General features: G+C 46.4%; 18 protein-coding genes and 1 pseudogene. 4 read left to right on the forward strand and 15 right to left on the reverse strand.

Annotated features, from left to right (window positions below):
• Positions 1-62: 62 nt before the first annotated feature.
• On the forward strand, positions 63-473 hold the full coding sequence (locus H6F68_RS04515; RefSeq protein WP_190556834.1) for a hypothetical protein: 411 nt from the start codon (positions 63-65) through the stop codon (positions 471-473).
• A 71-nt stretch (positions 474-544) separates the two neighbouring features.
• On the opposite strand, the gene H6F68_RS04520 is transcribed toward H6F68_RS04515, so the two are convergent.
• The 9 genes from H6F68_RS04520 to H6F68_RS04560 all read right to left on the reverse strand — a co-directional run bounded on the left by H6F68_RS04520 (position 545) and on the right by H6F68_RS04560 (position 9,632).
• On the reverse strand, positions 545-3,430 hold the full coding sequence (locus H6F68_RS04520) for a HEAT repeat domain-containing protein (RefSeq protein WP_190556836.1): 2,886 nt from the start codon (positions 3,428-3,430) through the stop codon (positions 545-547).
• Between the two features lie 56 nt (positions 3,431-3,486).
• Positions 3,487-3,816 carry a CU044_2847 family protein gene (locus tag H6F68_RS04525; RefSeq protein WP_190556838.1) on the reverse strand — a complete coding sequence of 110 codons (330 nt, stop codon included), beginning with the start codon at positions 3,814-3,816 and terminating at the stop codon, positions 3,487-3,489.
• 47 nt (positions 3,817-3,863) lie between these two features.
• Positions 3,864-4,046 (reverse strand): CopG family transcriptional regulator, encoded by a 183-nt coding sequence (locus tag H6F68_RS04530; protein ID WP_190556840.1) that lies wholly within the window; start codon positions 4,044-4,046, stop codon positions 3,864-3,866.
• A 260-nt stretch (positions 4,047-4,306) separates the two neighbouring features.
• Positions 4,307-4,507, reverse strand: a complete 201-nt coding sequence (locus tag H6F68_RS29735) for a recombinase family protein (protein WP_190556867.1) — start codon at positions 4,505-4,507, stop codon at positions 4,307-4,309.
• A 63-nt stretch (positions 4,508-4,570) separates the two neighbouring features.
• Complete coding sequence (locus tag H6F68_RS04540) at positions 4,571-4,717, reverse strand: hypothetical protein (RefSeq protein WP_190556842.1); 147 nt, start codon at positions 4,715-4,717, stop codon at positions 4,571-4,573.
• Between the two features lie 212 nt (positions 4,718-4,929).
• Complete coding sequence (locus H6F68_RS04545) at positions 4,930-5,667, reverse strand: ParB/RepB/Spo0J family partition protein (protein ID WP_190556844.1); 738 nt, start codon at positions 5,665-5,667, stop codon at positions 4,930-4,932.
• Positions 5,664-6,260 (reverse strand): ParA family protein, encoded by a 597-nt coding sequence (locus H6F68_RS04550; protein WP_190556846.1) that lies wholly within the window; start codon positions 6,258-6,260, stop codon positions 5,664-5,666. Before H6F68_RS04550 ends, H6F68_RS04545 begins: the two co-directional genes overlap by 4 nt.
• Positions 6,261-6,336: 76 nt before the next feature.
• On the reverse strand, positions 6,337-9,273 hold the full coding sequence (locus H6F68_RS04555) for a pentapeptide repeat-containing protein (protein ID WP_190556848.1): 2,937 nt from the start codon (positions 9,271-9,273) through the stop codon (positions 6,337-6,339).
• 158 nt (positions 9,274-9,431) lie between these two features.
• The gene (locus H6F68_RS04560) at positions 9,432-9,632 is read right to left on the reverse strand and encodes a hypothetical protein (RefSeq protein ID WP_190556850.1); all 201 of its coding nucleotides are present in this window, start codon (positions 9,630-9,632) and stop codon (positions 9,432-9,434) included.
• Between the two features lie 150 nt (positions 9,633-9,782).
• Between H6F68_RS04560 and H6F68_RS04565 the strand changes: the two genes are divergently transcribed.
• On the forward strand, positions 9,783-12,191 hold the full coding sequence (locus H6F68_RS04565) for an NACHT domain-containing NTPase (RefSeq protein ID WP_190556852.1): 2,409 nt from the start codon (positions 9,783-9,785) through the stop codon (positions 12,189-12,191).
• Positions 12,192-12,254: 63 nt separating this feature from the next.
• Here H6F68_RS04565 and H6F68_RS04570 read toward each other — a convergent pair whose 3' ends face one another.
• The 4 genes from H6F68_RS04570 to H6F68_RS04585 all read right to left on the reverse strand — a co-directional run bounded on the left by H6F68_RS04570 (position 12,255) and on the right by H6F68_RS04585 (position 15,214).
• The gene (locus H6F68_RS04570; protein ID WP_190556853.1) at positions 12,255-12,839 is read right to left on the reverse strand and encodes a tyrosine-type recombinase/integrase; all 585 of its coding nucleotides are present in this window, start codon (positions 12,837-12,839) and stop codon (positions 12,255-12,257) included.
• Between the two features lie 135 nt (positions 12,840-12,974).
• Positions 12,975-14,147: a pentapeptide repeat-containing protein gene (locus tag H6F68_RS04575; protein ID WP_190556855.1), complete on the reverse strand. Its 1,173-nt coding sequence runs from the start codon at positions 14,145-14,147 to the stop codon at positions 12,975-12,977.
• 264 nt (positions 14,148-14,411) lie between these two features.
• Entirely contained in the window at positions 14,412-14,807 is a 396-nt protein-coding gene (locus tag H6F68_RS04580) for a hypothetical protein (RefSeq protein WP_190556857.1), read from the reverse strand.
• A gap of 116 nt (positions 14,808-14,923) precedes the next feature.
• Positions 14,924-15,214 carry a hypothetical protein gene (locus H6F68_RS04585; protein WP_190556859.1) on the reverse strand — a complete coding sequence of 97 codons (291 nt, stop codon included), beginning with the start codon at positions 15,212-15,214 and terminating at the stop codon, positions 14,924-14,926.
• An 891-nt stretch (positions 15,215-16,105) separates the two neighbouring features.
• On the opposite strand from H6F68_RS04585, the gene H6F68_RS04590 reads away from it, so the two are divergent.
• Both H6F68_RS04590 and H6F68_RS29740 read left to right on the forward strand, forming a co-directional pair.
• Complete coding sequence (locus tag H6F68_RS04590; RefSeq protein ID WP_190556861.1) at positions 16,106-16,819, forward strand: hypothetical protein; 714 nt, start codon at positions 16,106-16,108, stop codon at positions 16,817-16,819.
• Between the two features lie 24 nt (positions 16,820-16,843).
• A pseudogene (locus tag H6F68_RS29740) lies at positions 16,844-16,924 on the forward strand (pentapeptide repeat-containing protein); the annotation flags it as partial.
• Positions 16,925-17,120: 196 nt separating this feature from the next.
• Here the strand turns inward: H6F68_RS29740 and H6F68_RS04600 are convergent.
• Entirely contained in the window at positions 17,121-18,134 is a 1,014-nt protein-coding gene (locus H6F68_RS04600; protein WP_190556863.1) for a hypothetical protein, read from the reverse strand.
• 206 nt (positions 18,135-18,340) lie between these two features.
• The coding region (locus H6F68_RS04605) for a hypothetical protein (protein ID WP_242065348.1) at positions 18,341-18,766 on the reverse strand (426 nt) is incomplete at its 5' end.

An 18,766-nucleotide genomic window follows, 5' to 3' on the forward strand; every position in this document is an offset into this window, starting at 1 on the left:
TATCCATCCAAGAGCCTGCTGGTCCATGACTAGCGGGCTCTTATGCTTTTAGCCCTTTCGTCATGAATTCATTGCCCAAGCTGAGCACCTTTTTGTTTCAAAGCGCTCACATCGTGACAACCCTCTACTCCCCACAAGCACCTATGGATACCTTCGATCTGAAAATTCGCTTGCTCCGATTACGGATATATTGTTTGGTCGCATATATAGAAGCAGAGCAGGCCAAGGACGAGCGCTGGGCACAGGTGAGTACACCCCATCCAAAAGGCTCAGATGCCGAGAAGGATTATATCGACGGTTATCTGGATTATTGGGATACTTACCGAGAGCGTCAACTCCTCCATTGCCCTGGCGATCGCAGCCCTCACTACAGGCAAGGGTGGGAAGCTTATGCGGCACAGCAATCCCGAGCAGCTCGATCCCTATGGAGCGATACTGCGCCAAAAAGCGTGCGATCGCTTCGGATACAGTAAAGCATGAGGACGATCGCTTTTTTGTTGAAATCGATAAGTGATCGCTCCTGCTTTCCTGAGCTTTAAGGCAATTAACCTCGCTCAGGCTGAGGTAAGCCATAAGCAATTTCGTGATTGTAGAATTTGCAGCGGTTTTGGATAGCAGCGATCGCCTGATAGACATCGGTGTTCGACGAGTTCAATTGCTGCCTCCAAAGTTCAGTTAAAGAGCTGGAGGTGCTAAGCTCCCCTAATGCCTCAGCTGCTCTCCTACGAACATCCGAGTCCTGGTCTTCGAGGGCTTTGAGCAGTCCAGGAATCGCTTCTGCCCCCCCTATCTTGCCTAATGCCTCAGCTGCTCTCCTACGAACATCCGAGTCCTGGTCTTCGTAGGAGAGCAGTCCAGAAATCGCTTCCACTCCCCCTATCCTGCCTAATGCCTCAGCTGCTCTCCTACGAACATCCGAGTCCTGGTCTTCGAGGGCTTTGAGCAGTCCAGGAACCATTTCCACTCCCCCTATCCTGCCTAATGCCTCAGCTGCTCTCCTACGAACATCTGAGTCCTGGTCTTCGAGGGCTTTAAGCAGTCCAGGAATCGCTTCTGCCCCCCCTATCCTGCCTAATACCCCAGCTGCGCTCCCACGAACATTGGAGTCTTGGTGTTCGAGGGCTTTGAGCAGTCCAGGAATCGCTTCTGCCCCCCCTATCTTGCCTAATGCCTCAGCTGCTCTCCCACGAACAATGAAGCTCTGGTGCTCGAGGGCTTTGAGCAGTCCAGGAACCACTTCCACTCCCCCTATCCTGCCTAATGCCTCAGCTGCTCTCCCACAAACAGCGAAGTTATAGTCTTCGAGGGCTTTGAGCAGTCCAGGAATCGCCTGTTCAGACTGGCTAGCAGTCCAGCACTGACATTTGAGAAGTGGTGGTATCACCAAATCATTAATCCAACCTACAGTTGTAGTTTGAAATGTAGGTTTGACCTCTCCTGCCAATCGCGCACCTAGCATCAAATCTACATTATTCATGGCTAGCTTTACGATCCGCAGTGCCAAGGCTTCTTCGTTTACCAGTGACAACAATAGGGCAACGGGCTCTGTCCATTTCAAATAGTTGAGGTAGCTTCGTTGCAGTTCTTCATCACTGAGCTGAGGTAGGTGGTGCAGTAGTGCTTCTGCTGCATAGTACTCCTGAAGCAGTTGATGGTGAAACTCCAGTTGGTTTTGGCTAGTATGTTGAATCAGATGATGCTCCAGTAAATCTTCCAACCATTCCTTCGCTCTTTGTGTTGGGTAGTTCACCTTGTCACGCAAGAATTCTGTCAGCACTATCTCTGCTTCTTTCCGCGAAATCGCCACTCGCAACTCTGCCGGTTCCTCCGCATGCATCATCGTAAAGGCCAGATGTTGCAATAGCTCTGACTGCCAGTGACGCAGCCCTTCCGAAACGGGCGCATCTCGTTTCAACTTGTCATATTCCCCTGCAAACCAGCGAAACAGCAACCCCATGCTAGAAGGCAATTGTTTCATGCCTTTAAACACCTCACAGAGCATCCACAGAAGGAGTGGTGTTTGCCCAACCTCGTGCAGTCGCGCCTGCAACTGCCGCAGCAACAGTCCTCCATGCTCTGGTAAATATATCCGCACAAACTGCTGCATTTGTGATTTAGTCAGAGGTTGCATCTCCAACTTCTTCTCAATGCCCACGTCTCCACCGATCGCCACATCTCGGGTTGTAAACACCATCGGTGTTTGGGAATAGTCTTGGCGAAATCGAATTAAGCTGCGTCGGGCTGCTTCTGAGGGCAACTCATTGACACCATCAATGAGCAGCAAAAACCGTCCCTTTAACAGTAAAGTTTCAAGGCTAGCTTCCTCTAAAATGAGGTCATGGCTTTGCAAAAACGCACGGATCCGCTCAATTACTGACGGCTGATCAGCTTCTAAGTATCTCAACTCCACTAAAACCGGAATCTTAGCAGATGTATCTTTTAATGCCTTCCTTGCTTCATCAACTAGTAACCGCAGCAGCGCTGTAGACTTCCCTGACCCTGGTCGCCCCATTAGTAAGACGTGTTCTGCCGCGTATTTACGAATCCCCTCTACAACAGGTAACTGCTCCGTTTTTTCTTGTTTTTGCTGTTCTGAACTGTGGTTATCCTCTACCTGCTTAGGCTGTAGCAACTCCACGATCAGTTTAATGTCCAACTCAGAAGCCTGTTCGAGTTCTTGAAGCTTCCCGATCGCATCCGTTGGTGTGTAAAACTCCCACTTCTGCTGATACTTCCTATCATTGATGAGCGACCGCAAATACGGCTCAACTGTCTCTACCTCTAGTGTCTTACCTGATTGCCCTATGATTGGCAGCAATCTACTCCAACAGCGATTGCTCTGATGAAAATACTGCTGGAGTTCTCGGAGTTGTGGAAATTGCTCGAGAATTACACATGAGGGGATCGCACCGCCGCCCAAATCAATAGAGCGATCGCGGGTGAATTTGACAATACCGCAGACTTTGCCTGTCCGCTGATTCAGTAATGGAGATCCACTCATCCCCGGTCGAACTTGCCCCAAGTTAAACAAAATTGAGGCAGTTTCACTTCCTGTAGTACCGTCACAGTTGAACGTTCGTGGCTCCCCTTGACGATCGCCTTCATCGGGGTAGCCAAATAGATAAAGCGGATCGCGGGATTTAACTTCCTCATCTAAGTAAACACAGGCTGGACTAACCCCGTCTGGAAGTACCACTCGTAGCAGGGCTAGATCATAAGGATCAGGTAGTACTTTTTCTACGATCGCTTGTGCCCAGTTCTCCTGCTGCTGCCACCCTACCTGAACAGGTTTAGCCTTTGCCCCCTGCACTACATGAGCACAAGTTAGAATCCATTCGGAAGCCACGAAGAAACCTGTACCCCAGCCCCCCCGACCGGGAATTGTAAGCTTCACCGTGCATTGTTGTAGTAGGTCTTCTAGCTGATTCATAGCTGGTTTCTATTGGCAACGGCGATCGCCCAGTGCGCTCGACAAAGCAATCGCTCTCAAGATTGCTCAGATTTCTTGGGTTGCTCCCATTCCAGCGTCACTTCTAGATTGGTTTTGCCGGTGCCTCTAACAATGGCTGCGATTAAGCTACCTTGTTCAATTTGAATTTCGAGGCCAAATTTAACAATGGCTTTACTAGGAGATACCTTTTGCAGGGATGCCGTAATCGCTTCTGCAACTCCCTCAATTGCATCTGTTACTCCTTTGAAAGACTTCACATCAAATCCCACATCTTCCCGCCCACCTTGTGCCACCTCAACCTTAACTAGCGAACCATTTGGAAGTTGGACTGGGACGGTATCACTGCGAGATTCTGAAAATGCCATCTGATTTATCTCCTTCTTGTCATGAGAGTAGGGTAAGCAATTGCCTTTTAGCGCTGTTCGACATCAGTGTTTTGATGGGAAGCTACTGATCTAAGGCTACGAATAAATTCGCGAATCACATCCGACTGGGTACGGTGGGTGTCTTCGCAGTACTGCCGCAAGATCTGCATCTCGGCAGTCGGAACCCTAACATTGAGATGCTCCGAATAATTCTTACCTACCTTAGGCATGGCGTAACCAGTTGTGAGTTACACGATAATTGCTCAGATTCTAGCCTTGCTCACCGACTGAAACGAAAATTGCAAGGTAACGAAACACGGTTTGTTCACTCGTGTTTAATGCGCTGGCAATTCTGTGTACTGTCAAACTGTGATCGTGCAACTCTCCGGTTCTCTAAGGCTTCGCTTTGGTCGTGCCTGATTGTCGTTCTTGATAGATACCTGTTGTCGGACCACCTTAACGCCTGCTGATTGTTGTTCTCGACGTTACTCTAACTCGATCTCAGCAAGTTCGAACATGACGCCTGCCAGCATACTGGTGAGCGCCCGTTCAGGTTAATCTGTTGCGTTACTGACACAACTCGAACTCCTTGCTCACACCGGCTAGTCAGTCTGTTGATGCCATCCTTGAGACGATGTAATATGCGATCGAGCTTCCAAACAACAACCGTTTTGATCTTGCCCTCAAAGATGGCAGTTTAAAGACGGCCAAAAGCAGGACGATTGAGAGTCTTATCTGTCTCCTTATCTTCGAACTACTGCACAGAAGATGGGTCATGTCCGTGACGAATTAGCCATTGCTCCATTTCTGCTTTCTGACTATCCGTTTTTTGAGTGAGAGAAGAGACACGGAGATAACAAGCGATCGCGAGGAGCATGGCTACAACCAAGCAGGATGACAAAAAGAATACACCTTTGCTGTCACTAACTTTCAGCGGAAACAACCCTTGAGAAGTCTGAGCGATCGAGGAGTCAAATCTAAAAAACTCTATTTGTCAGTAAGCTGAAGAAACCGACTCACAACATCAATATTCTGAAGTTCACTAATTCTACTGTCATTTTTTAGATAGCTCAACATTAGACTTGTGCTTAGAAGTGGACATTAGACGAGATTCTAGTCATCCAACGCTTGCTCCATTAACTTGATCAGCTCTGGCAACTTCTTAGCCAGCTCCTTTTCTGCTGAAGTTTGGGGGTTTTTCTGTTGCCACTTATTTAGCCTGGATAAAGCTTGTTTCAAAAGTACGACACGTGTCGTACTTTTCTCCGCCACCTTTTCTTGTGGCTCACCATCCCCTAAATATCGTTGGATCGTTCGTAAGTGTTTACCAACCACCACAGCCAATGCAGGCATCAAAGCTTTCTGACCTTTCTTCGGTCTACCCTTAACATCGACATAGCCAGATTCTCGTAGGCGATCGGCGATCGCTTTCACTTCAGTCGGGGTATAGTCTCGCCGTTGTTCGTTCTCGGCAACTTCAATTTGTAACGCTAGTTCAGGATCTTCATTGGCGTTGAAGAACAAGCGCCGGACGGGAATGAATTCATCTGGAAACTTCTCCTGATACTTACCCCATTGAGTTTCTTTGAGATGGTTAATTGCTGCCAGGCGATGCCCGCCTGCGAGGAGTCTTCCCTGGTTGTCGATCACTAATGGTTCAATCAATCCCAGAACCGCAATCGACTCTGCTAGAGATTCGACGTGCTTAGAGTTAAGTGGACGAGTGTCTTGCTGACGAGTTTGGATTTGAGCCAATGGCAATGTACTGCCCTGAACTTTGAAGGATGTTTGTTGCTCCTGCCGACCTTGCTTCGCCTGAGCAGCAGCAATAATTTTGTCTAAGTTGGTCATTTTCTTACTGTCTTAGCAATTTCCTTACCAACTGCCGCGTAATCTGCCCAGGCATCAGGAGACTTAGGGTCTTTTACTTCTGAGACCGGAACTCCTAAATTTTCAGCTTTGAGGTATACCGAGAAACGACGAATCATTGTATTGAACACTGGTAATCCCGCTTTTTTCAAGGCAGACAACGCCTTATCGCCTTCTCGGCTCGGCTTGGGAGGCACAACGGTCAACAAAATTTTATAGCGATCGCTAGGCAGAACCGCGAGGGTACCAATAGTGGCTTCTAGGGAAAAGGTAGTTGGCGTACAGGGAACCACCAACAAATCTGAAGTCTCGGCTAAAGCAACTAACTCTTCATCCGTCGGTCTGGCAGCTGTATCGATTATGAGATGATCATAGTCGTCAGGAACAGAGTTTCCATCACATACGGAAAAGGAAAGCCCTTCTCCCCCGCGTTCAAACCAGTTAATCACGCTGCGGTTTAAATCCCCATCTGCCAACACAGTTTTATTGCGTTTTGTCGCCAGGCAGGCTGCTAGATGAATTGCTGTGGTGGATTTGCCAACACCACCTTTGAAGCTGGTTACTGTGATAATCATGCGGGTATTTTACTCTGCAAATCATCAACTGTTCACACCTTTACGAGCATGACTCAGCACTTGTGATACATAACCATCAACTCGAATTTCCTTCATTTATATCTACTTCAGGAGCAAGCCCTAACGCCTGCCTAAATGCTGCATCATAGTTCGCTGCCTGCCAATTTTCTGCTTCTTTGACCTGCTCTAGTGTTAGCCCATTACATTTAATAAGACTCGCGCCATCAAGACTCGCCCCATCAAGATTCGCCGCATTAAGATTCGCCCCATCAAGATTCGCCCCATCAAGATTCGCCCCATCAAGGCTTGCCCCATCAAGATTCGCCCAATTAAGACTTGCCCCATCAAGACTCGCCTCATCAAGACTTGCCCGATCAAGACTTACCCGATTAAGGCTCGTCCCATCAAGACTTGCCCCATCAAGATTCGCGCCATCAAGACTCGCCCCATCAAGATTCGCGCCATCAAGGCTTGCCCCATCAAGACTCGCCCCATCAAGATTCGCCCGATTAAGACTCGCGCCATCAAGACTTGCGCCATCAAGATTCGCCCGATTAAGACTCGCGCCATCAAGATTCGCCCGATTAAGGCTCGCCCGATTAAGACTTGCTCCATCAAGACTTGCCCAATTGAGGCTCGCCCCATCAAGATCTCTGCCAGACAAGATGCAGTTCTCCAAATTGAGCCAGCCTAAGCACTGCAACGCCAATACGTTCTCTAAACTGGTTCGTTGTCCTTGTAACCGTGCTAACCAGGAACCAAACATTTCAGATGTTCCCCAAGTAATGTTGGAAATTGCCTCTGTACAACGGGCGCAGGCATTTAAAACGGCTAGAAGCGATTCCTCTGCATTGACCGCTTGACGATTTTCTTCATGAAAATCAGGACGGGGATCGAGCTTTTCCATGGGCATTCCATGCTTCAGCATAAAACTAATTAACTTGCTAAGAGTTAGTTGCCAACTAGCAACTCGGGCTGCATCCTCCTGGTAATTAAGTCGAATTTCATCACAGACAAAGTCAAATAGATATTGATCCATCCGAGTGAAACCGCAAACTTCTGCCCAATGGGTTAAAGCATTTCGCTTATCCCACCCTTCATCGGGGTCATCTTGTTGTTTTATCAGTTGATCGTGGATACGCTTCACCGCTCGCACTATCCGCCGTGCAGTTAAATATTCTCCAAAACTCTTATGGGTGAATTCAAAGGTGGCTTCCCCAGTAAGCTGTTGCCCACTCTGACGAAAATAAAACGCCGTTAACAAGCGGGTTACACCTTGCTTAGCACCTTCTTGAAATGCCTCTAGCAATGAGGAGAGGTTAGCTTTATCAAACCGAACCTGAATAGCAAATACCGTGGTTGTACGTCCATCTCCATGCCAAGAGGCTAAGGCAATTTCTTCTAAGGCACGCACGAAGTTTGGCTTAGCGACTCCTTTCAACGACGGATGGGGATACCGCTCCCAGCAACGTTGATAAACTTGCTGCAATAAGTCTTGATAAATTACGTTCAGATTAGTGGTGTCTGAGAACTCAACATTTCCCTGCTCATAGCTCAGTGCTACCAGATAGTTGAGCAAGGGTTGGGCTGTTAGATCTTGCAACTTGCCTCGATCCAGTACTTCAGGTAACTGGGAATGCAAATTTCCGCTTACTTGCCCATACTTCTGCCACCACACCTGACGCTGGTCTTCGGTTAATTGCTTCTCTGGGTCTTGATAGTCTTGCCTTTCCTTTTGTGTTATGAAATATGGTAGTAGATGTAGTACCTGCCTTTCCTTGCGAAATTCGCTAACATTGGCCTGCACAACCAGTTCCCGCCCACTAATGAGGGCTTGAACACGGATGTCATAATAGTTGAGACGCTCAACCTGGCGTTGCACTTCCTGGATAAATTTTTGAGCAACTTCGGCTCCCACCTTGCCCTGCATTGACAATTCATCCAACCCATCAAAGATAAGCAACAAACGGTCTTCTCGATGATTTGAATCCAATGGGTTAAACCGAAGAAACTTGTCATCTGAGGTAAATTCACTCAATACTGCAACTAAGTCCTTAGCAGGATCAATTCGGTGCAACGGCACATACAGCACTCTAAATTGGGGTTGTTGAGCAAGTTCGGCAGCAAAAACTTTGGTGAAGGATGATTTCCCACTTCCGGGTCCGCCGCTAATGACTCGCACCGCATCATCTTTATCCCCTCGTTGCAGCCAGCCGTCTAGTTCAGACTTCAGATCCACCACGATTCGCTTTGGCCCTCTTGCTTTCCCTCCCCGCCCTAGTTCTATTTCCTCACCATTTTCAGAGTCCCGTTCATAAAAAGCCCGCAACGGAACATAGACTTTTTGTAGCCCAAATGCCGCTACCCCTAATAGGGGTTCTTCAATCTGTTGTTGTAGCCAGCTTGCATACTCCCGCCACGCTTGTTCTCGCTCTGTTGCTTTGGTGAAAGGTGTATCGAGCTGCTTCAAACAGTCATAATCTTTTGCTCGTTTACGCCACTCATCATTTAAGGCATACACAAAGTAGGTGGGTAGTCGTTCCGCAATAGCTTGAGCTTGGGCAGGTTGCTCCGGTTCTACAAACTCTCTAAGCCACTGCTCAAAGGGAGGAATAATTTGGCTTAGTAAAAGAAACTGGCGGGGAACTCGAAAAAATTCTGTATCGATCGTAAGCTCAAGGGAAGCGAGGGATTGCTCCAGGCGATCGCAAATAGCATCCAGATTTCGGGGTTGCTTGACAAGCAAACTTCTGTTGTCAGTGATCAAGCTTGCTAATGCTTTGTTGAGCGATCGATAAATCAACAACCAAGCAACTTGTCCAGGGTCATCATCTAAACCAACGGCAACCCCTGCCTCTAAAACATCACCCGCAAGTCCAGTCCAGTTACCTGTGACCCCATTAATGGCACCTTTTCCCAAGGATTTGAAAAGATCCTTGAAATTTGCTTTTAGCGGCTTGTTCCAAACGGAAACGGGTTTTTTGATCACCGGGCTTGAACCACCGCTTGTCATAATCCCTTAATCCAAATTCTCTAAAGAGATACTCACTAGTTTTAACTAAAGCAGCAAACTAGTCACCATTTCTTACACACCGATAGAAAATTACCCGCACACTACACTAATGGCAGGGAATGAACTACTGCATCCATCCCCTGCCTATCAACATCATTTTACTCAGCCTTGTCCGTCCGATTGGATGGCATCCTCAAACCGATGTAGCCACCAACGCCAACCTTGGCAAGATCCGCAAACGTAGCACGGGCATTCTCATCAACCCATGCTAGGGCAAAGGAACCAATGACCAGTACCAGAATTACGAATGGGAGAATATCAAGTTTCTGAGGGTGTCGCGATCGCTTCGTTTTCTGCATTGCGTTTGTTCTTGAACTCAACACCCTTATCGTCGCGATCGCAGCTTCTGTTCCGGTTTCAGCCAGGGCAAAGCCAGGTATGAATTCAGCCTAAGTTCGGTATGACTTTAGCTCCGTGGGTAAAATAAGCTCAACTTTCACCGTTGAACTATGGGCACGCGATCGCTCCAGGCTTCACCAAAAGGAATTGAGAAGGCAAACCTTGCTTTAGCTCAGTATTCGCTCAGCCAGAACGCTTTGGCAGAAGACCTGGGGCTTTCTCGACAGACCGTCAATAATTTTTTCAAGGGTAAGGCGATCGACCGCGAGAACTTTGCCCTCATTTGCTATCGCCTGGGGTTGGATTTGGAGAATACGGTCGCGCTCAATAGTTTGGCTTCTAAACCCAATGAGCTAGGCGAGCGCTCAAACCTAGATGCTCTAGTGCAAGAGGTAAGGCAAAAAACCTACGCCAGCATTCAGAAGCGGTGTGGCACCATGCGGGTATTAGACATGGAGCAGCCCATCTCGCTGGATTCTATTTACACCAAGGTCAACATCCTAGAGAAGGTTAGCCGCAATCAACGACGGACGATCGCGGAACTGTTAGAAGGGTGTGATGTAGAGGACTTCGATCGCTTCACATTAGGTCGTGTCTCGCAGAAGCGAGTGCCAGGATTAGAGGCCGTTCAACGCCATGACAAGCTCCTGATTTTAGGAAAGCCTGGAGCCGGCAAGACGACGTTTCTCAAATGGCTGATGATTCAGTGCAACGAAGGACAGTTGCATCCCAATCGAGTGCCAATGTTTATCACTATGAAGGAGTTCGCTGAACAACCAGGACAGCCCAGCTTGCAAGTCTTCATTTGCTCTCAGTTCGAGGCATGTGGAATTGATGATGCCATGAAGACCACTGAAACACTGTTGCAGGAGGGGCGATCACTGGTTTTACTGGATGGGTTGGATGAAGTTCGGGATGTAGACCACAATCGCCTATTGCAGGAGATCTGCAATACTTCCGCCCAGTTTCATGCCAGCCAGTTTGTCGTTACCTGCCGGATTGCTGCACGTGAGTACACCTTCCAGCAGTTTACTGAAGTCGAGGTTGCTGACTTTGATGATGAGCAGATCGCTGAGTTCTCTCGCAAGTGGTTTGACCAGAAGGATCCAATTAAGGCAGAACAGTTTCCCAAAGAGCTTGAGGCTCATGAACCTTTGAAGGAACTGGCGACCAACCCTCTACTCCTCACACTTCTGTGTTTAGTCTTCGAGGAGCGGGCAGGGTTCCCAGCAAATCGAGCAGAACTTTACAAAGAAGGCTTGGATGTTTTGCTGAAGAAATGGGATGCTAAACGCAATATCAGGCGGGATGAGGTCTATAAAGACTTATCTCTAAAACGCAAGGAAGACCTGTTGAGCCAGATTGCCTTTACCACCTTTGAAAAAAGTGAGTATTTCTTCAAGCAAAAGGTGGTGGAACAGAAGATCGAGCAATACATCCGTAACCTGCCTAATGCCAGCACTGACCCAGAAGCATTGCAGATTGATAGTGAAGCGGTTTTGAAATCTATTGAGGCACAGCATGGATTATTGGTAGAGCGAGCACGAAACATTTACTCCTTCAGCCACCTAACTTTTCACGAGTATTTCACTGCTCGTCGGATTGAAAAGCACAAGGAACATTCGTTCCTCACCTCTCATTTGACTGAAAAGCGATGGCGAGAAGTCATTTTATTAACCGTAGGAATGCTAGAGGAGGCAGATTCTCTACTTCTACTTATGAAGTTTCAAATCGATGAGATGGTGGCAAGCGATAAAGAAGTTCAGCAATTCCTGGATTGGGTTCAACACAAAACCTGCTCAATGCATGCTCCCTATAAGCCAGCTGCTATTCGAGCACTCTACTTTTACCTCGACCTCGACCTCGACCTCGACCGCGCCAGTGTCAGCGACCTCGCCCTCGACCTCGCCAGTGCCAGTGACAGCGACCTCGCCCTCGACCTCGCCCTCGACCTCGACCTCGACCACGCCCTCAACCTCAACCTCGCCCTCGCCAGCGACCACGCCCTCACCCACGCCCTCGACCTCGACCTCACCCGCGCCCTCGCTCGCGCCCTCGCCCTCGACCTCAACCTCGACCTCGCCCATGCTCTCGCCCTCGACCTCGCCCTCAACCTCACCCGCGCCTTCGCCCTCGCCCGCGCCCTCGCCCTCGCCCTCGAACCTGCACTCAAGCAATCCCTTAAGGAGCTTCGAGATCAGTTTCCAGATTTCAGCAACAACATAGATTGGCAGCCTTTTCAGCAATGGTGGCGGATTGACGGTTCAACCTGGATAGCAAAATTGAGAGCTGTCATGATCAACCATCGTAATATTGGGCACGATTGGCAGTTCAGTGATGACCAGCAAAAACAACTTCAGCAATATTACGATACCAACAAATTGCTAATTGATTGCCCTAACAGTGATTGTTACGTCAGCCGAGAAGTTCGTGAGAAAATCGAAGCCAGTTTGCTACTTCCCATCGCAGAGCTCAAGCATCATTTTCCCAATCAACTGAAGAACTTCAGCACCTCTTAACATGCTATTAGCTGCAATGGATGGTTATAACCTCAATCATTACCATCCTTACTCCATCTCCTTCTACATCCAAACAATCCGGTCAAACCTAGCTGGATTAGCCGCCGTATATCGCACCGTATGTTGGATGTTCTTATGTCCTAGATACTCCTGGATATCCCGAGTCGGCAATCCCTGCTCGGCCAGATAATATCCACAAGAATGACGCAACATATGGGGATGAACTGGCAAAGGGAGATCTGCCAACTCCCCAGAGCGCTTCATGATCTTTGAGATCGCCCCTGTCGTTAACCGCGTACCCCGCTCATTAACAAACAGAGCATAGCTGCCAGCGTAACGTTCTCGCAGCAACACCAACGCCTCCAGCTCATCCAGTTGCAGGCGATGCACCCCACTATTACTGCCCTTCAGACGAGAGATCGCAATACAGCGCTCCTCTAACATCACCGCATCCCACTTCAGTAAGCACGCCTCCCCCACTCGCAACCCGTGGCGAAACATCAGCAACAACAACGTGCGATCGCGCAAGGGGTGCCTGCCGCGTTGACCTGCCGCCTCAATTAGTCGCTGCACCTCTCTCGGCGTTAAATATTCGCGGCTGCGGTAAGTAAGATTGGGTTGTCTGGAGAGCTCTATGGGGGAGGACATAGAGCCATATTAGCCCTACTGTCCGTAGAATGAACCTTTTACCGACAGTTTTATAGCGATAAAGCCTTAAAATATCTTGTAATCAAATTACAGCTCAGTAAGTTTGCATTTGTAATGCAATACCATCCTTACTCCCTAGCAATCTCGATCGGGGTTGAGACTTACGCCCGATGGTAGTTTAGTATTGCAGAGTTTCGCTTTGCTCAGTTCCTTTTCTGTATAGTTTCTAGCGCCATCAAGGTCAGCTTTTGTAAGATTGGCTCCTACTAAAATCACATCCTGCAGATTCGCTTTGCTAAGGTTAGCTTTTGTAAGATTGGCTCCTACTAAAATCACATCCTGCAGATTCGCTTTGCTAAGGTCAGCTTCGGCAAGGTCAGCCTTTGTAAGATTGGCTCCTACTAAAATCACATCTTGCAGATTCGCTTTGCTAAGGTTAGCTTCGGCAAGGTCAGCCTTTGTAAGATTAGCCTCCATGAGGCTAGTTCCAATAAGATTAGCTCCTGACAAAATCACGTTTTGAAGTTCCGCTTTCCTAAGCTTAGTCTCACTGAAAATAATATGTTTGAGATTTGAATTAGCAAGATGAGAATTATTAAGATTTGCTTTGCTGAAGTAGGCACCTTCAAGATTTGCATCACAAAGGTAAGCACCTTCAAGATTTACATTTCCAAGTTGAGCATCTTCAAGATCTACATCATTTAGCTTTAAGGATAATTTACTAACAATTTCAGTTTCAATAAGGAAACGGATAACATCACCTTTGCGTACTCCATCATCTCGGAGCCTTCGCAATATTGATAGAGTTCTAGCCCGAATAACATCTATTGCAGCAGAGAGTATTTCTGTCTCCTCATCTGAAGGATTTGTCTTACTACTTATTGCAATCAATTTTTCATTAATTAGTAGCTCTGACAAACGATCAAAATAAGCCTGAAGGACTTCTTCTTTCTGGTTGGAATCTGCTATTTCTTTCTCCAAACCAGACTGAACTTCGATCTGCTTTTGCTGCAGCTGTTGTAACCAGAACCCTATTATAGAGAGTGCCAAGGGAACTCCTAAGAGACCTAAAAAATCCCAAAATTTTTTCGGAGATTGTTCCTTTTTAGTAGTTGTATACTTTGTGACAACGTTTTTTGAGTTCGTTTCTATCGTTCTAGAGATCTCGATATCTTCTCCAAAACCAGTCCACTTAGCCCATCGAACTTGCTTGTCATCATATCTAATCATTGCAATAGTAAGGATAAGAAAAAATACTACAATCCCTAGCCATTTCCCCCTGATTTTTAACAAGTTCGAGAGTCTCATTTCACATGCTTAACTTATTTGTGAGTATGAGTTTTAGCAAAACAACACCAGCACAATTCTCTCATCATTTATAATTAGAATTGGCAATTTGTATATTATGCGAATCATTTAATTATTACTATCATGCTAAATAAGAACGCTTTTACTACGTATTTTCAAAAAACAGCTAGAATTAATTTTTGAATAGATTCACGTTTTCATCATTTAAGCCTAGCTTTGAACCAAGATTATTAGAACCAAGATTATTACCGTATAACTTCTATATTATTCATCGATCAGCTTCTTCTTTATAAAGATACATGTAACGACTAACATATTTGGGTTGTCTCCAATGAACCAGTATATTTGAAAGGCAGCTGGATTATCTGTGGAACAAGATACAAACATTTGCTCGCCATTTGGGCCTGGTCTATCAAATTCCTGAGTCTTGAACGAAGCATCTTTTCGGCGAAGTTCTAAGTACCCTAATATTTTTCGAACTCTTTCAAGTTTCAGAGGAGTACGTCTCAGTTCTTCAAGCGCTTCAGCAGCACTATCCGTAAATTTTAGCTGAAGTTCCTGTTGGTAAAATTTCTTTTTTAACAGATTCAAGCGAACAGAAATCTTCTTAATAGCAAACCACACCTTAAAGTACCTATAAAGAGGCAAATTTTCATCCACCTCTTTATAGCAGATAACTAGTAGAAGCGGGCGTGAATTTAGCAACCATAGGACAAGATGCCTGTCCTACAAAAGGTAGGTGTATTGATGCCGAGATCTACTAACTGACTTTAGGGTTAGCCTACGTACTGTGAGAATGATCCCAAATCACGCAACTTTGATGAATCTTTAGCTTGCTGCACAGCTTCATCAAATAAAGCCTTTTCAGCTGGATCTGATAAAAGCTGAAGCTCACTAGTAGAGACCTCAACAACAGGATCTAAGATATATTGGCCTTTGCTAGTCTTAAAAATGCGAAATCTGGTATTTTTTGCATCATTACCAAGCGTGACGCGACCACGTTCATCAGCGCCCGCATTTTTCACCACATGATAGATTGTGTTCCGTAAATCTGGGATGTTAAGCATACATCTCTGCAACTCACATTATTTACACAAGCACTCTTGCAATCGAAATGACTACTTTGAGTGAGTAAATGGGTAAGTGGGTAAGTGGGTAAGTGGGTAAGTGGGTATATTCTGATCATGGGTCCTGTATACCCAATCAGTGATTGCCTAAAGGCTCTGTTAAGCTAATTTTATGTCTGACTTTTGATTTTAATTGTTTTATACTCCGTTTAATATTCAGCCTTAATATCCTTTCTTGAAAACCGTTGTAGTCTAATAGACCTCAAGAGTTCAAGTCCTTGCAAATTGTTCTTCGCAATTTGGAGTGTCTCATTTACAGTTCAAAACGGGGCAGCTTGAGTCGTCAAGCATCCTAATTTAGAACTCGCTGAAAGCGTTAGCTAGTATACTTTTAGCCTTAACAACCATTTTTTGCCTGTTACTAAAACTAAGCGTCAGGAAGATAGTTGTAAAGGTTAGAAAGAATCGAGGCAGACCATCTGTTAATTTGTGGTTCGGTCAGCGAACCACAAATTAAGCCATTTATGGACTCCAGGGACAGCCATGGTATAACCCATCACTCATATCGAGTTTAAGCGTTCAATCTGTCTGAAATGTCCCATACGTTCTCAATGTGGTCGTGCCAAGGAGCAGATTGGCGATAGCAATGGGATAAAAGTCTCTTGTCGATTTTTCTCTCGTTGATTAACCAACAGGATATTATCCTGTCGGTATCCCCACAGAGGGAGGAGTGTATGCCTTGCAATTAAAACTGTTTAGTGATAAGTCTGCGTTTCTAACTTGGGTAAGTACGTACTCACTGCATTTTTGTCTACTTTCTTCTGTGATTACATTATGATTGTGCTATGGCTAATTTTTGCTTCCATTTTTGATCGCAGGAGGCTCTCGTCAATGCCTGATCTTAATAATCGCAAACGATTAACAGTTATTGCTTCCCCTGAAGGCATCCAGAAAGCCGAGAGAGCTTTGATTAGATTAGGTTTTGAATCCAAAGCTAATTTTGCAAAAGCTCAGTTGATCTCTCGCAATGCAGTCACAAACTTTTTTCTGCGCCGGAGGATTCAGGCCGACACCTTCAAGAGAATCTGCCATGGGTTACGACTCGATTGGAACGAGATATCAGAAGGACACACTGGTGCGTCAGTAGAAGTAGAAAAAGCTAAGCTGCCAAAAAGACTTGAAATTGGTGACTTAAATACCATCCAAGAAGAAAACCCCACGCAAACTGCTTTGCGTCGGATAACAGTAGTTGATCAGCAAAATGAAACTAAAGCAATAATTGTTTTGGAGGGCGACATTATCTCTGTTGATAACAACTTCAGAACGACAATGGAAGCTCTTCTAAAAATCTATGGGGGAGCCACAATACGTATTGAAGATATTCAAGCAGGCAGCATCAGGATTACACTTATAGGTGCCCAACAAGATATTGAAAGGCTAATAGTGAGAATTGCTTCAAGAGAATTCACTGAGCTGAATGGCTTAAATGTTAGAAACATCCAAATTTTGAATGAAGAACGTCTAGGAAATATCTCCAACTCAGTTTCTGATAATAAATGGAATAGCGCTCAAATAGTTATTAGTAATTCAGCGATTGGTTACTAGCTAAATGACCTATATCTAAGTGACGCAAATTCAAGTAATGCCAACCTCAGCGGTGCAAAATTAAATGAAACTGAGGTCACAAATGCTTACTTGGAAAAAATATAGGACTCTCTGCCACTGAATGCCGAGCCCTATAAAGACAAAAAGAAATCTTCGATAAAAATTTGGGAGTTCATAGATTCAGCTACCCTCTCATGCGGTTTAAGGGAGACATTCTAACTAGTGAAGGAAGCTGCAGGATTCCTTGGCTTAGCTTCTGATTTCTAGCACAGTGATGAGCCATCAAAGCTTACCTGCTTCCTTACAGAATTTGTAACGCCTCTTTGCCAGCCGGATTAGAGGGTGCTTGGCTCTCAAAAGCGATCGCCCGCCAGTCCTCCCAAACCTCAGAACCGCGACGGAGCACCCCAATAGAACCGAGGGGTAACCCAGTCACCTTGGGATCGGAAGACGTGAAATATTCAATCAAACCTGCCGCATAAGCTTTGTGGTACCAATCGTTGAACTCCGACGTTGCACTAGTAGAGCGTTGAGCCGCCTTCCACTGACCCCGGATCGCATCCACCAGTAACCCAGCGGGATTCTTCACCTCGCCGCTCTGCTTGCGTTCCTTAACTAGCGCGATCGCATCCTGAACTGTGGTTAAAGTTGCTTCAAGTACCACAGCTGCAATTTGCGGGTTTAACGGAATTGGGGCAATCGCCGCTTCAACTTGATTTAAAGTTTCACGTTGCTCACCGCTCGCGGAAAAAGTGTCTATTTCGGCATCTTGAACTGAATTGGTTAGCTTTGCATTTAGATCTGAGCTTTTCAGAAGATCTATAGCTAAGGATTCTTCCTGATTTTTCTTCCTCTGATTAGTTTGATTTTCTTTATTTACAGCAGCAGGGTGGGTGGAGGGTTTGTCTGTTGTCTCTATTCTTTCTCTATAAGAGAGTACGGAGCTGCAAGGGTTTGAGGCCTCTATTTTGGACATTTCCATCCCAATTTGGACATTTTGATCCAGTTCTGCGACATTTTTGTCTAACTGGGGATGGTTGGCGACAAGCTTAAAAATCTTGCCTGAGTACTTCCGCACCACCTCGACTAGACCACATTCAGCGAGCTCGAGGAGCGATCGCTGAATGTGGCGGATGGAGTAGGAGCGTTTGCGACCCAGCCCTGTCCACTCAGAAAATTCATTTAGCTCAAATTCTTGGGACCGTCCTGCGGGTTTGCGTCTCAGCAGCCAACGGTATAACTGACCTGCACAGGGGGTAAGTTGTAAGGCTAGAAAATCGTGCGTGTGCGTGACTCGCGCAAAAACTTCGGACATCCGTAGTTCTCCAGTTGTAATTTGTGGTGGAGAACTGCTAGCCTTAAGTTGCGATATTTTGGGGCTAACAGTCCTAGATTTTGAAACCAGCATTGGGAGGCAACCCGGTGCTGGTTTCGCTTTTAAGGGGACTCTACTACAGCCGCTGTCAGTTCGTCTAGCAATATTCGCAGTAGGTCACAAAGTAGCTGAGCTAGGGTGAGCGCCTAAAAGCCAAGGAATTCGCGATCGCAGCACCCTAAGACAGTCAGCTGTTGCACCATTTGTTGACGAGCTTGCAGTTTGGCCGCACTGAAACCATTGCGCAGCCTTTCCAGTTCAGCCATCGCATTCGCCTTCGCTGTCGTTAACTGCATCAAGGTCTGCTGGGAATGTTGGTACTGCTGATTTGTTTGCAGTAGCAGGAAACGTCTAGCTCGGCGTTGATTCTCGTTTTTTAGGTCATTCTCAAAAGCGACAGCGGCCTCAGCCTGTCCCTCTTGCTCATGCATCTGGTGACGCACTCGCAGGAGTTTGCCGTCCAACTCATTCACTAACTGAGCAGCTTGAGCAATGTGTTGCGGGTAGTCTGACAAATTCATAGTTACTCTTTGACAGTGCAGTTGGAACAAGATTTTGCAGTTAGCCTTGAT

This window comes from Trichocoleus sp. FACHB-262 (assembly GCF_014696035.1).
Taxonomy (GTDB): domain Bacteria; phylum Cyanobacteriota; class Cyanobacteriia; order FACHB-46; family FACHB-46; genus Trichocoleus.

Bases quoted from the DNA above. Each gene is read 5' to 3' on its own strand.
- H6F68_RS04515 (WP_190556834.1), top strand. From the start codon at position 63: ATGAATTCATTGCCCAAGCTGAGCACCTTTTTGTTTCAAAGCGCTCAC.
- H6F68_RS04520 (WP_190556836.1), bottom strand. From the start codon at position 3,430: ATGAATCAGCTAGAAGACCTACTACAACAATGCACGGTGAAGCTTACA.
- H6F68_RS04525 (WP_190556838.1), bottom strand. From the start codon at position 3,816: ATGGCATTTTCAGAATCTCGCAGTGATACCGTCCCAGTCCAACTTCCA.
- H6F68_RS04530 (WP_190556840.1), bottom strand. From the start codon at position 4,046: ATGCCTAAGGTAGGTAAGAATTATTCGGAGCATCTCAATGTTAGGGTT.
- H6F68_RS04545 (WP_190556844.1), bottom strand. From the start codon at position 5,667: ATGACCAACTTAGACAAAATTATTGCTGCTGCTCAGGCGAAGCAAGGT.
- H6F68_RS04550 (WP_190556846.1), bottom strand. From the start codon at position 6,260: ATGATTATCACAGTAACCAGCTTCAAAGGTGGTGTTGGCAAATCCACC.
- H6F68_RS04555 (WP_190556848.1), bottom strand. From the start codon at position 9,273: ATGACAAGCGGTGGTTCAAGCCCGGTGATCAAAAAACCCGTTTCCGTT.
- H6F68_RS04560 (WP_190556850.1), bottom strand. From the start codon at position 9,632: ATGCAGAAAACGAAGCGATCGCGACACCCTCAGAAACTTGATATTCTC.
- H6F68_RS04565 (WP_190556852.1), top strand. From the start codon at position 9,783: ATGGGCACGCGATCGCTCCAGGCTTCACCAAAAGGAATTGAGAAGGCA.
- H6F68_RS04570 (WP_190556853.1), bottom strand. From the start codon at position 12,839: ATGTCCTCCCCCATAGAGCTCTCCAGACAACCCAATCTTACTTACCGC.
- H6F68_RS04575 (WP_190556855.1), bottom strand. From the start codon at position 14,147: ATGAGACTCTCGAACTTGTTAAAAATCAGGGGGAAATGGCTAGGGATT.
- H6F68_RS04585 (WP_190556859.1), bottom strand. From the start codon at position 15,214: ATGCTTAACATCCCAGATTTACGGAACACAATCTATCATGTGGTGAAA.
- H6F68_RS04590 (WP_190556861.1), top strand. From the start codon at position 16,106: ATGCCTGATCTTAATAATCGCAAACGATTAACAGTTATTGCTTCCCCT.
- H6F68_RS04600 (WP_190556863.1), bottom strand. From the start codon at position 18,134: ATGTCCGAAGTTTTTGCGCGAGTCACGCACACGCACGATTTTCTAGCC.